We start from the raw sequence: 12,572 nt of genomic DNA on the forward strand, positions 1-12,572 counted from the left end.
GGCCGCAGCTTTGTGTGATCGGGCGACAGACGCCCAGACAGGATTGTAACTGGCGTTGTCATGATTATTTCATCGGTATAGGATCGATGAGAGAAAGCTAACGCTATTTGATGTGCATCCCACAAATTCACGCCCTGTCCATGTCAGAAGCTTCAACGAATTCGCTTGTCGCGTTGCATAGCGCAGTTGCCGGGCGCGCCGCACGCAATGCCGGTGTGGCGTTCGATGCGGCGTGGCTCGATGGGTTGCGCGTCAATCAGTCGGCTGTCGAGCGGCGCACCGCCACGCTGGGCACGCGCCGCGCCGTCAAGAAAGACGCCCAGGCCGCCTGGCTCCTGAAGGCGGTGACCTGCATCGACCTCACCACGCTCAACGGCGACGACACCGAAGGCCGCGTGCGCCGCCTTTGCTCGAAGGCGCGCCGTCCCGTGCGCGCAGACCTGCTCGCGGCGCTCGGCTTTGCGCCCGAGGCGATCGCCACCGGCGCCGTGTGCGTCTACCACCGGTTCGTGGCCGCCGCCGTGGATGCGCTGGCGGGCAGCGGCATTCCTGTGGCTGCGGTCTCCACGGGGTTTCCGGCAGGCCTCAATCCGCACGCGCTCAAGCTCAGGGAAATCGAAGCGTCGGTGGCGGACGGCGCGCAGGAGATCGATATCGTCGTGACGCGCGAGCATGTGCTGACGGGCAACTGGCGCGCGCTCTACGACGAGGTGCACGAGTTTCGCGCCGCCTGTGGCGATGCCCACCTCAAGGCGATTCTCGCCACCGGCGACATTCGCGTGCTGTCGAATATCGCCAGGGCGTCGATGGTCTGCATGATGGCGGGCGCGGATTTCATCAAGACGTCCACCGGCAAGGAAGGGACCAACGCGACCCTCGACGTGTCGCTCGTCATGGTGCGCATGATCCGCGAGTACCGCGATCGCACTGGCGCACGGGTGGGCTTCAAGCCTGCGGGCGGGGTATCGAATTCGAAAACCGCGCTCGCGTACCAGATCCTCATGAAGGAAGAGCTGGGGCGTGCGTGGCTCGAGCCCGAGCTGTTCCGTTTCGGCGCGTCGAGCCTGCTCGCCGATATCGAGCGGCAGCTCGAACACCATGTGAGCGGCCGCTATTCGGCCTATCACCGCCACCCCCTAGCCTGAGCAGATCAGACCGATGAGCGTAGCCGAGTATTTTCGAACCATGGATTACGGTCCCGCGCCCGAGGACGATCAGCCCGTGCGCGCGTGGCTGGCGCAGCACGAGGCGCAATTCGGGCATTTCATTGACGGCGGGTGGCGCGGGCGCGAGTCAGGCGCGCGTTTCGAGGTGCGCGCGCCGGCCACGGGCGAAACGCTCGCGGCGGTGGCGCAGGGCGATGCGGCCGACGTGGCCGCCGCCGTTACCGCGGCGCGCGCGGCGCAGCCCGGATGGTTCGCGATGGGGGGAGCGGCGCGCGCGCGGCATCTCTACGCGCTCTCGCGCATGGTGCAGCGGCATAGCCGGTTGTTCGCGGTGCTCGAAGCGCTCGACAACGGCAAGCCGATTCGCGAAGCGCGCGACCTCGACGTGCCGCTGGTCGCGCGTCATTTCCTCTATCACGCGGGCTGGGCGCAACTTCAGGATGACGAACTAACGGGCTGGTCGCCGCATGGCGTGATTGGCCAGATCGTGCCGTGGAATTTCCCGCTGCTGATGCTCGCGTGGAAAGTGGCGCCCGCCATTGCGCTTGGCAACTGCGTGGTGCTCAAGCCCGCCGAGTACACGCCGCTCACCGCTCTCCTGTTCGCGGAGCTGGCGCATCGCGCGGGGCTGCCGAAGGGCGTGCTCAACGTGGTGACGGGCGATGGCAGCACGGGCGCCGCGCTCGTCGCGCATCCCGGCGTCGACAAGATCGCCTTTACCGGCTCGACCGAAGTGGGCCGCGCCATCCGCATCGCGACGGCAGGCACGGGTCAATCACTCACGCTCGAACTGGGCGGCAAGTCGCCGTTCATCGTTTTCGACGACGCGGACCTCGACGGTGCCGTGGAAGGCGTGGTGGACGCCATCTGGTTCAACCAGGGGCAGGTGTGTTGCGCCGGTTCGCGCCTGCTGGTGCAGGAAGGCGTCGAAGCGCGCTTTCTGGCGAAGCTCAAGCGCCGCATGGCGACGCTGCGCGTGGGGCCTTCGCTCGACAAGGGCATCGACATCGGCGCGATCGTCGATCCGGTGCAGCTCGAACGCATCGAGACGCTGGTCGAGGCAGGAAGGCGCGAGGGCTGCGGCATCTGGCAGCCGCACGAAGTCGAACTGCCCGCAGTCGGCTGCTTTTATCCGCCCACGCTCGTGACCGGAGTCGGGCCTGCATCGACGCTCGCGCAGGAGGAAATCTTCGGACCCGTGCTCGCGGCCATGAGCTTTCGCACGCCCGAAGAGGCGGTGGCGCTTGCGAATAACTCGCGTTATGGACTTGCCGCGAGCGTGTGGAGCGAGACCATCGGCCGCGCGCTCGACATCGCGCCGCGGCTGCAATGCGGCGTGGTGTGGATCAACGCGACGAATCTGTTCGACGCGAGCGTGGGCTTTGGCGGCTACCGAGAGTCGGGCTTCGGCCGCGAGGGTGGGCGAGAGGGCGTGTACGAATATTTGAAGCCCGCTGCCTGGAGCCAGTTGCCGATGCGCGTGCCGCGCGAAACGAAAGCGGACGTGCCGTATGCTACGGCAGCGAGTTCGGGATCGGAACTGGATCGTACTGCCAAGCTTTTCATTGGCGGCAAGCAAGTGCGGCCCGATAGCGGCTACTCGCGTGCCGTGTTCGCGCCGGGTGGCGAATGGGTGGGCGAAGTCGGCGCGGGCAGCCGCAAGGACGTGCGCGATGCGGTAGCGGCCGCGCGCGACGCGAGCAAGTGGACGCAGATGAGCGCGCACGGCCGCGCCCAGGTGCTTTACTACCTCGCGGAGAACCTGAGTGCGCGCGCGGGAGAGTTCGCCCGGCAGCTTGTGCGTCGCGCTGGGCAGGACGCGCACGCGGCGCAGCGCGAAGTGGAGGCGGCTATCGACCGTCTGTTCAGCTACGCAGCATGGGCCGACAAATTCGATGGCGCGGTGCGCACGCCGCCCCTGCGCGGCGTTGCGCTGGCGATGCACGAACCGCTGGGCGTGATCGGCATTGCCTGCCCCGACGAAGCGCCGCTGCTCGCCTTCGTTTCGCTGATCGCCCCTGCGCTGGCGATGGGCAATCGCGTGGTCGCGCTGGCGAGCGAGACGTGTCCGCTTGCCGCCACGGACTTCTATCAGGTTGTGGAAACCTCGGACGTGCCCGCAGGCGCGCTGAACATCCTGACCGGCGAGCGCACGGCGCTGCTGCCGGCGCTCGCCCGGCACGACGACGTGGACGCGCTCTGGTGCTTCGGCCCGGCGGCCGACTCGGCACTCGTGGAGCGAGAGTCGGTGGGCAATCTCAAGCGGACCTTCGTCGATCATGGCCGTCGGATGGACTGGTTCGAGCGGACCAGCGCCGGTTTGGCGATCCTGCGCCAGGCCGTGCAAGTGAAGAACATCTGGATACCGTACGGCGACTGAGTGCCAACTGAGCGCCAACTGAGCGCCAGCTGAGCGCCAACTGAGCGCCAGCTGTCCGACAAGGAGACAACATGCTGAAGAATCTGCATCCGCTTCTTGACGCCCGCGCGCCGCGCGCGAAGGAGCTGCGGCGATGAGCGGGCGCGTCGTCATACTCGGCATCTACGTGACCGATCTCGCGTTCCGCGCGAGCCGCATGCCGATGATCGGTGAAACGCTCGCCGGATCGGCGTTCGCGATGGGGCCGGGCGGCAAGGGCTCGAATCAGGCGGTGGCGGCAGCGCGCGCGGGCGCGCAGGTGGTGTTCTGCACGCGCGTGGGTAACGATGCGTTCGGCGAGATCGCGCGCGCCACCTGGGCCGCCGAAGGCATTACGGCGCGCGCAAGGGCAGTGGAAGGCCTTGCCACGGGAGCCGCGCACATCTTCGTGGACGATACGACCGGCATGAACGCGATCATCGTAGCGGCGGGCGCGGCGGGGACGATGGAGCCCGGCGACGCCGACGCGATCGAGGCCGATATTGCGGCCTGCCAGGTATTCGTGACGCAACTCGAGCAGCCGCTCGCGGCGGCGCGGCGCGGTCTGGAGCTGGCGCGCCGCCACGGTGTGAAGACCGTGTTCAATCCGGCGCCGGCCATGTCGCTGCCCGACGACATTTTTCCGCTCTGCGATTACGTCACGCCCAATGAAACCGAGGCCGCAGTGCTGACGGGCATCGAAATCCACAACGCCGAAGACGCGCGCCGCGCAGCCGACGTGCTGCTTGCGAAAGGCGCGGGCGCAGTGATCGTGACGCTGGGCGAAGCGGGTGCGCTGCTCCATGCGCGCGATGCTTCGGTGCTGCTGCCGGCATTCCATTGCGGCCCGGTAGTGGAAACCGCGGGCGCGGGCGACGGGTTCACGGGCGGCTTTGCCGCCGCGCTCGCGCGCGGCGAGGATCCGCTCTCTGCCACCCGCTTCGGCTGCGCGCTCGCCGGCATTTCCGTGACGCGGCCGGGCACGGCGCCCTCCATGCCGCGACGCGAGGAAGTCGACGCGATGCTCGCGCAGTGCAGCGCCGCGGCGCATTGAGCATCGAACGCTGCAATTTCACAGCAAAGGACGAGGTCCATGAAGCCTGCTCTCCTGGCCCGCTGGTTCGGCGACCGGCAGTTGAACTTCCTGCTGGTGGTGAACCTGCTCGTCGTGCTGGTCGCGGTGTGGGTGTCGCGTGGCCAGTTCGTCGGCATCGACAATCTGCAGTCGATGAGCGCGCAACTTCCCGAAGTCGCCATGCTCGCGCTCGGCATCATGCTCTCCATGCTCTCGGGCAATGGCGGCATCGACCTCTCCGGCGTGGGGCTCGCGAACCTCTCCGGCATGATCGCCGCGCTGGTGGTGCCGCGCCTCGTGAGCGGCGACGACTCGCCCGCGCTCTATACGGCGCTCTTTTGCGCAATCGTGGTGGGCATGGGGCTGCTTGGCGGCTTGCTCAACGGCGTGGTGATTGCGCGCCTCGGGCTCACGCCCATTCTGTGCACGCTCGGCACGCAGCTGCTTTTCACGGGCTTTGCCGTGGCGCTCAGCAATGGCGCCTCGGTGCACGTGGACTATGTCGAGCCGCTTGCCGATATCAGCAACGGCACGTTTTTCCAGGTGCCGATTTCGTTCCTGCTGTTCGTCGCCGTGGTCGTGCTTCTAGGGTGGCTCCTCAGGCGCACGCCGTTCGGGCTGCGTCTCTATCTGATGGGCACGAATCAGCGCGCGGCCTTTTATGCGGGCATTCCGCGCGCGCGCATGCTGATCACGACCTATGCGATGTGCGGCGTGCTCGCCTCGCTCGCCGGCCTCGTGAGCGTCTCGCACACGCTCAGCGCGAAATGGGACTACGGCAATTCGTATCTGCTGATTGCGATTCTGATTGCGGTGATGGGCGGCGTGAATCCGGCGGGCGGCTACGGACGCATCATCTGCGTATTTTTCGCCGCGACGGTGCTGCAGTTCCTTTCGAGCCTCTTCAACCTGATGGGCGTGTCGCAGTTTTTCGGCGACTGCGCCTGGGGCTTTCTGCTGCTGCTCTCGCTCGCGTTCGCGGGCGGCGAGCGCGTGCGCGCGATTTTCGGCTTCACGGGGTCGCCGCCCGCCGCACGGTCCGGCGAGAAAGGGCAGAAAGGGCAGAAAGGACGGGCATCGTGCTGACCGGCTGGACCGTGCCGCAGGCGGGCCTCGCGCCTCGGAGGTCCGTCGCCAATCATTTCGGGGCGACAGCGAACAAAAAAGGAGACATCCGACATGAACTTCAAGAGACTCAGCGTGGCACTCACGGCTTGCGCGCTCGCGGCGAGCGCCGCGGCCGTTGCGTATGCGGCGGAAAATCCGACGATCGTGACCGTCGTGAAGGTGACCGGCATCAGCTGGTTCAATCGCATGGACGACGGCGTCAAGGAGTTCGGCAAGGACAATCCGGGCATCACGGTGTACCAGACCGGCCCTGGCCGCGCGGATGCCGCGCAGCAGCTCAAGATCATCGACGACCTGATCGCGAAGAAGGTCAGCGCGATCGCAGTCGTGCCGTATGATCCGCCCACGCTCGAGCCGGCGCTGAAGAAGGCGATGGATCGCGGCATCAAGGTGGTCACGCACGAGGCCGACAACGCGAAGAACACGATGGTCGACGTGGAGGCGTTCGACAATTCTGCCTACGGCGCCGCGCTCAACGACCGCCTCGCCGCCTGCATGCACGACGAAGGCAAATGGGCGACGATGGTCGGCTCGCTCGGCAGCCGCTCGCAGGTGCAATGGGCCAATGGCGGCATCGACAACGCGAAGAAGAAGTTCGCGAAGATGCAGCTCGTCGAGACGAATCTCGAGACCAACAACGACGGCGAGCACGCCTACGAAGTAGCCAAGGAAGTGCTGCGCAAGCACCCGGACCTCAAGGGCTTCCAGGGCTCGTCCTCGCTCGACGTGATCGGCATTGGCCGTGCTGTCGAGGAAGCGGGCCTGCAGGGCAAGATCTGCGTCTATGGCACGGGCTTGCCGACGGAGGCCGGCAAGTACCTCGAAAGCGGGGCGATAAACGGCATTGCGTTCTGGGACCCGAAGCTTGCCGGCGAGGCGATGAACAAAATCGCGAAGATGCTGATCGACGGCAAGACGGTGGAGAACGGCGCGAATCTCGGGCTGCCCGGCTATGAAAAGGTCACGGTGTCGAAGGGGCCGGGCAAGGGCATTATCGTGCGCGGCCAGGGCTGGGTCAGCGTCGACAAGTCGAACTACAAGCAATACAACTTCTGATCGGGAGAAGGTGGCGCGTGCAACGTTCGTCGAACGGGCGCGTGCCTCACCATCACGCCAAAACCCACTCGCGAAGAGTCAGCATATGGCTTCAGAACCGCTATTGCAGGTGCTTGACGTGCACAAGCGCTTTACCGGCGTGTACGCGCTGCGCGGCGTGACGCTCACGTTCGAGCGCAGCCAGATCTACCACCTGCTCGGCGAGAACGGATGCGGCAAGAGCACGCTCATCAAGATCATCTCGGGCGCGCAGCCGCCCGATGAAGGCGAGCTCGTGATCGACGGCGAGCGCCATGCGCGGCTCTCGCCGCTCGAATCGCTCGCAGCCGGCATCGAAACCGTCTATCAGGATCTATCGCTGCTGCCGAACATGAGCGTTGCCGAAAACGTGGGGCTCACGGCCGAACTGGCCGAGCACGGCGGACGCCTTGCCCGCACCTTCGACCGCCGCGAGCTCGCGCAAACGGCCGCGCGCGCGCTCAAGGCCGTTGGCCTGCCGGGCGACGCCGACTTCCAGGCCACGCTCATCGAGCAGTTGCCGCTCGCGACGCGCCAGCTAGTGGCCATCGCGCGGGCGATAGCGAGCGAGGCGAAGTTCGTCATCATGGACGAGCCGACCACCTCGCTCACGCAGAAGGAAGTGACCAACCTGATTGCCGTGCTCGGCCAGTTGCGGGCGCAGGGCGTGACCGTGCTGTTTGTCAGCCACAAGCTCGACGAGTGCTACGCGATCGGCGGCGAGGTGATCGTGCTGCGCGATGGCCAGAAAGTCACGCAAGGCCCTATCGCCAACTACACCAAGGCGCAACTGAGCGAACTGATGACGGGGCGCGCGCTTTCCCTCGAGCGTTATCGAGCCGCAGCGCCGGCTGCAGAAGTGCTGCTCGACGTTCGTGGCCTGGGCCGCGCGGGTCAGTTCGGCGAGGTGTCGTTCACGCTCCATCGGGGCGAGATTCTCGGCATCACGGGGCTGCTCGACTCGGGCCGCAACGAGCTGGCGCGCGCGCTTGCCGGCGTGGCGCCCGCCGACGCCGGCGAGATCGTGCTGGAAGGCCGCATCATCAAGCTTGCGACACCGGGCGACGCGCGGCGCGCGCGCATAGGCTATGTCCCGGAGGACCGTCTCAACGAAGGACTCTTTCTCGACAAGCCGATTCGCGACAACGTGATCACGGCAATGATCGCGGGCTTGCGTGATCGCTTCGGGCAGATCGACCGCGCGCGGGCTCGCGCCCTGGCGGAAGACACCGTGAAGGAATTGCAGATCGCCACGCCGGACGTGGAGAAGGCGGTGCAGTCGCTCTCGGGCGGCAACCAGCAGCGCGTGCTGATCGGCCGCTGGCTCGCCATCGACCCGCACGTGCTGATCCTGCACGGCCCGACCGTGGGTGTGGACGTCGGCTCGAAAGACATTATCTATCGCATCATGCAGCGGCTCTCGCAGCGCGGCATCGGCATTCTGCTCGTGAGCGACGACCTGCCCGAACTGCTGCAGAACTGCGATCGCGTGCTGATGATGCGTAAAGGGCGCCTCGCCGATGCTTACCGCGCCGAGGGGCTGACCGAGGCCCAGTTGTATCGCGCGCTGCTTGCCGAAGCGGCTTGAAGCAGCGGTTTGAAACAACTGGCCGAAACACTTGCCGAGACTCGCATAACGTTTGACGGATCCCGCACGAGCATGAATCAGACAATGAGCACGCCATCCAACACCGTCGAAGTCGCGCGCCAGACCTTGCCGCTCAACTGGCGCGCCAAACTCGCCCGCAATCCCGAGTGGTTCACGCTCACGCTGATCGTCCTGACCTGCGTGATCGTCGCGTCGATCAACCCGCGCTTTCTCCAGTGGGCCACGCTGTTCGACCTGCTGCACTCGGCAACCATCACCTCGCTGTTCGCGCTCGGCACGCTGGTCGTGCTGGCATCGGGCGGCATCGACGTGTCGTTTACGGCCATCGGCGCGCTCACCATGTACGCGATCACGAAGGCCGTGTTCGCCTGGTGGCCTGATGCACCGTTCGTGCTCATTCTGCTCACGGGCGCGGTGGGCGGCATCGTGCTCGGCGTGATCAACGGCGTGCTCGTGCACCGGCTGCAGGCGCCCTCGCTGATCGTGACGATCGGCACGCAATATCTCTATCGCGGACTGCTGCTGACTTTCATCGGCACGACCTTCTTCATGAACATTCCGCACAGCATGGACTACTTTGGCCGGACGCCGCTCATCGCGTACCAGACGGCCGACGGGCTGCATGCGGTGCTGCCGGTCTCCGCGCTCGCGCTCGTGGCGGCCGCGATTCTCACGTGGTGGCTGCTCAATCGCACGATGATGGGGCGCGGCGTGTATGCGATGGGAGGCAGCACGGCAATTGCGGAGCGGCTAGGCTTCAACCTGCGCGCGATACGGGTCTTCGTGTTCGGCTATACGGGATTTCTGGCGGGCGTGGCCGGCATTCTGCACGTGTCGAATACGCGGCTGGCGAATCCGTTCGATCTCGTGGGGTCGGAACTCGATGTGATTGCCGCCGTGATACTCGGCGGTGCGCGCATCACGGGCGGCAGCGGCACCGTGGCGGGCACGCTGCTGGGTGTCGCGCTGGTTACGCTAGTCAAGAATGTGCTCATTTTGATAGGTGTGCCGAGCACCTGGCAGAAGGTGATTGTGGGCGCGTTCATTCTGGTGGCCGGCACGCTGTTCGCGTTGCGCCGGCGCGGCTGAGCCTGTGCGTTGCAGCGCGCGGCCCGTGTAGTGAGTGCGTGGCGCGGGTAGTTATTCCGCGGTAGTTGGCCTCACGCGCCGCGCGCGCGCAGCGTCTGGCCTTTCTCGGTGATGATCGAAGCGAAGTCTTCCATCTGCGAGAAGCGCCACGCCTTGACCACGCCATATTTGCTTGCGTCAACAACGAGATGGCTTTCGACGGCGCTGCTCATGGCGGCCTGCTTGAGCGGCACTTCGTGGGCGTTCCAGCACGTCACGCCGCGCGCGGCGTCCACGCCGCCGGCCGAAATGAACGCTTTGTTGATACCCATGCGCTTCAACATTTCGAGGCTTTCTTCGCCCGAGAACGAATCCGATGACGGCACGTACACGCCGCCCAGCAGAATCATGCGCACGTTCGGCATGCGTCGCAAAATCTCGGCCACGTTGAGCGAATAGCACACGGCCGTGATCTGCAATTGCGATGGGAGGAGCCGAGCGAGCGCGGCGAGCGTCGTGCCGCAGTCGATGAAAATGGTGTCGTTCTGCCCGATGAGCCGTGCAGCGTGCGCGGAGGCCTTTGCCTTCGCCTGCGCGAAGTGGTCTTTTTCGTGTTCGAGCGAATAGCCGCCCGTGTTCGGCACATCCTGGGCGCTCACGATATAGCCGCCCAGGTACGTAAAACGTTCGGGATGGGCGGCGATATCGCGCCGCACCGTCATTTCGGAGACGCCAAGCACGCTGGCTGCATCCCGCAAATGCATGACGTTATGCTTGGCGAGCGCGTCGGCAAGGGTGCGCAGCCGGTCGGTTTTGGTCATGAAGTGGGTGGTTCGGCAGGAGCGCGATGGCAATCGTCGGCAACCGCCTGCAAACGCCGAACGTTACATTTGTGTCGTGCGCGTGATCGAATTATAACAAGCAAGCCGGACGGTTGCCAGGCGATTTGGCCTTGCCGGTGTGGCTACGCTGTCGTCACGCTCCCGAAGCCCTCAGCGCCGCGAGAATGCCTTTCATCAGTTCGAGCGGCGCAGGCGGGCACCCCGGAATGCTCACGTCCACGGGAACAAGCTGCGAAAGCCCACCGCAAACTGCATAGCTATCCTTAAAGATGCCGCCGGTGCAGGCGCATTCGCCAGCCGCTACAACCAGCTTGGGCGCGGGTGTGGCCTCGTAAGCCAGCCGCACCGCTTCGCGCATATTCAGCGCGAGCGGCCCCGTCACCAGCAGCATATCGGCGTGGCGGGGGCTCGCCACAAACCGGATCCCCAATCCCTCGATGTTGTAGTACGGGTTGCCGAGCGCGTGAATCTCCAACTCGCAGCCGTTGCACGAGCCCGCATCGATTTGCCGGATGCACAGCGCGCGGCCGAGCACGTCGAGAATCTGCTGATGCAGTTGCTGGGCCTGGGTGCGCCAGTCGTCGCCGCCTTCCGGCAGCGATTGTGCGGGAGCGCGGGTGTTGGCGATCCGCTTGAGAAGTTGCCACGTCACAGGTCGTGCCCCGCGTAACAGAGGTTGAACGATTTGTTGATCAGCGGGAAGTCGGCGACGATGTTGCCGATGATCGCCACTTCGATCGCGGGCCAGTTTTGCCACGACGGATCATGGCAGTGGCAACGGGCCAGCATGCCGTCTTCCGCGGTTTCCAGCGCGACGAACACCTCGCCGCGCCAGCCTTCGATCCAGCCCGCTCCGAACGAGGACGTGCGGGTGGTGCGGGGCTGCACGGCAACGCCGCCGTCCGGCAGTTCCGCGATGATCGCGCGAATCTGCCGTAGCGATTCGTCCACCTCGCGAAAGCGCAGCGCCACGCGGGCGGCTACGTCGCCGCGCTCGTCGCTGGCGTGGCGCGCGCCGATTTCGCGGTACGGCGTGGGGCCGTGGTCCACGCGCAAGTCCATCGTCGATCCGCTTGCCCGCGCGGCGAGTCCGCATACGCCAAGCCGTGCCGCCACGGCGGGCGCGAGCGTGCCGGTTTTCGCGAAACGGTCTTGCAATCCGGCGTGATCGTCATAGATGCGCTGCATCGAGTGAACTTCGTGCTCGATGTGCTCGCACTGCGCGACGATCGCGCTGGCTTGTTGCGCGTCGAGATCGCGCGCCACGCCACCGGGCGCGATCGCGTCGAATAGATAGCGGTGGCCGAATGCGCGCTCGTTCAGGCGCAGCCAGTCCTCCTTCAGACGCGAGAACTGCGCGAGCCCGAGTGCGAATCCGGCGTCGTTGCCGAGCGCGCCCAGGTCGCCGAGATGGTTGGCGACGCGCTCGCGTTCCAGAAGCAGCGCGCGCAGCCATTGCGCGCGTGCGGGAATCGTCGTGACGAGCGCGCGTTCGAGCGCCATGCAATACGCCCATGCAAACGCGACACTGCTGTCACCGGCAATGCGGGCCGCCACGCGATGGCCGGAAAGCGCCGGCGTGCGCTCGAACAGGCGCTCGATGCCGCGATGCGCGTAGCCGAGCCGCTCTTCCAGCCGCAGCACTTTTTCGCCGACCACGGAGAAGCGGAAGTGTCCGGGCTCGATGGTGCCCGCGTGGATCGGCCCCACCGCGATTTCGTGCACGCCTTCGCCTTCCACGCGCGTGAAGGCGTAATCGGCCTCGTTCGATTCGAAGCGCTCGGTGCCCGATGCCGCCCGGCGCAGCGGGAAATAGTCGGCGGGCCAGTTGCCGTGATTGAGCCACGGGCGCACGTCCCTGGCGCCATGGGCGCGCAGGCCGGTCAGATCGTGGACGGCGCGCTGCATGCGCACCGCGCAGGGAAACAGCGCCGAAAGGTCGGGGTACGCGGCGGCCCCCGACGATGCATCGCCGGCGGTCAGCCGGACCCATAGCAAGCCGTCCTCGACGGCATAGGCGGCGTTGACGGAGAGGGTGCCATCGTGGCGCTCGTCGCCCCAGATCGAGATCAGGCGGCCGCCGCTTGCGTCGACTTCGGCGGCCAGGCTCAGCCATGCAGCGGCGTCGACTTGCGCGATGAGCGCCGCTGGCGCATCGGCGAAAGTGGCGAGGCGTGCGAGCCCGCGCGAGTGGAGTGTATCGATGCGCATC

10 protein-coding genes are annotated in these 12,572 nt (G+C 66.0%); 7 read left to right on the forward strand and 3 right to left on the reverse strand.

Annotated elements, in window-relative coordinates; genetic code table 11:
* The first annotated feature begins 140 nt into the window (after positions 1 to 140).
* From deoC to PWP93_RS24000, 7 genes are all read left to right on the forward strand, one after another.
* Positions 141 to 1,145 carry a deoxyribose-phosphate aldolase gene (gene deoC / locus PWP93_RS23970; RefSeq protein WP_421046297.1) on the forward strand — a complete coding sequence of 335 codons (1,005 nt, stop codon included), beginning with the start codon at positions 141 to 143 and terminating at the stop codon, positions 1,143 to 1,145.
* Positions 1,146 to 1,158: 13 nt separating this feature from the next.
* Positions 1,159 to 3,546, forward strand: coding sequence for an aldehyde dehydrogenase family protein (locus PWP93_RS23975; protein WP_421046298.1), 2,388 nt, complete (start codon positions 1,159 to 1,161; stop codon positions 3,544 to 3,546).
* A gap of 133 nt (positions 3,547 to 3,679) precedes the next feature.
* The gene (gene rbsK, locus PWP93_RS23980; RefSeq protein ID WP_421046299.1) at positions 3,680 to 4,618 is read left to right on the forward strand and encodes a ribokinase; all 939 of its coding nucleotides are present in this window, start codon (positions 3,680 to 3,682) and stop codon (positions 4,616 to 4,618) included.
* A gap of 39 nt (positions 4,619 to 4,657) precedes the next feature.
* Complete coding sequence (locus tag PWP93_RS23985; RefSeq protein ID WP_421046300.1) at positions 4,658 to 5,725, forward strand: ABC transporter permease; 1,068 nt, start codon at positions 4,658 to 4,660, stop codon at positions 5,723 to 5,725.
* 93 nt (positions 5,726 to 5,818) lie between these two features.
* Positions 5,819 to 6,823: an autoinducer 2 ABC transporter substrate-binding protein gene (locus PWP93_RS23990; protein WP_421027525.1), complete on the forward strand. Its 1,005-nt coding sequence runs from the start codon at positions 5,819 to 5,821 to the stop codon at positions 6,821 to 6,823.
* A gap of 85 nt (positions 6,824 to 6,908) precedes the next feature.
* A complete protein-coding gene (locus tag PWP93_RS23995; RefSeq protein WP_421046301.1) occupies positions 6,909 to 8,429 on the forward strand; it encodes a sugar ABC transporter ATP-binding protein in 1,521 nt (506 codons plus the stop codon).
* Positions 8,430 to 8,501: 72 nt separating this feature from the next.
* Positions 8,502 to 9,539: an ABC transporter permease gene (locus tag PWP93_RS24000; protein ID WP_421046302.1), complete on the forward strand. Its 1,038-nt coding sequence runs from the start codon at positions 8,502 to 8,504 to the stop codon at positions 9,537 to 9,539.
* Between the two features lie 71 nt (positions 9,540 to 9,610).
* On the opposite strand, the gene PWP93_RS24005 is transcribed toward PWP93_RS24000, so the two are convergent.
* From PWP93_RS24005 to PWP93_RS24015, 3 genes are all read right to left on the reverse strand, one after another.
* Positions 9,611 to 10,339, reverse strand: a complete 729-nt coding sequence (locus PWP93_RS24005) for a DeoR family transcriptional regulator (protein WP_421027528.1) — start codon at positions 10,337 to 10,339, stop codon at positions 9,611 to 9,613.
* 154 nt (positions 10,340 to 10,493) lie between these two features.
* Positions 10,494 to 11,012: an NADH-quinone oxidoreductase subunit B family protein gene (locus PWP93_RS24010; protein ID WP_421046303.1), complete on the reverse strand. Its 519-nt coding sequence runs from the start codon at positions 11,010 to 11,012 to the stop codon at positions 10,494 to 10,496.
* Positions 11,009 to 12,571 (reverse strand): NADH-quinone oxidoreductase subunit C, encoded by a 1,563-nt coding sequence (locus PWP93_RS24015; protein ID WP_421046304.1) that lies wholly within the window; start codon positions 12,569 to 12,571, stop codon positions 11,009 to 11,011. Before PWP93_RS24015 ends, PWP93_RS24010 begins: the two co-directional genes overlap by 4 nt.
* Position 12,572 lies beyond the last annotated feature (1 nt).

The organism is Paraburkholderia sp. A1RI-2L (assembly GCF_048957375.1).
In the GTDB taxonomy this organism is placed as follows: domain Bacteria; phylum Pseudomonadota; class Gammaproteobacteria; order Burkholderiales; family Burkholderiaceae; genus Paraburkholderia.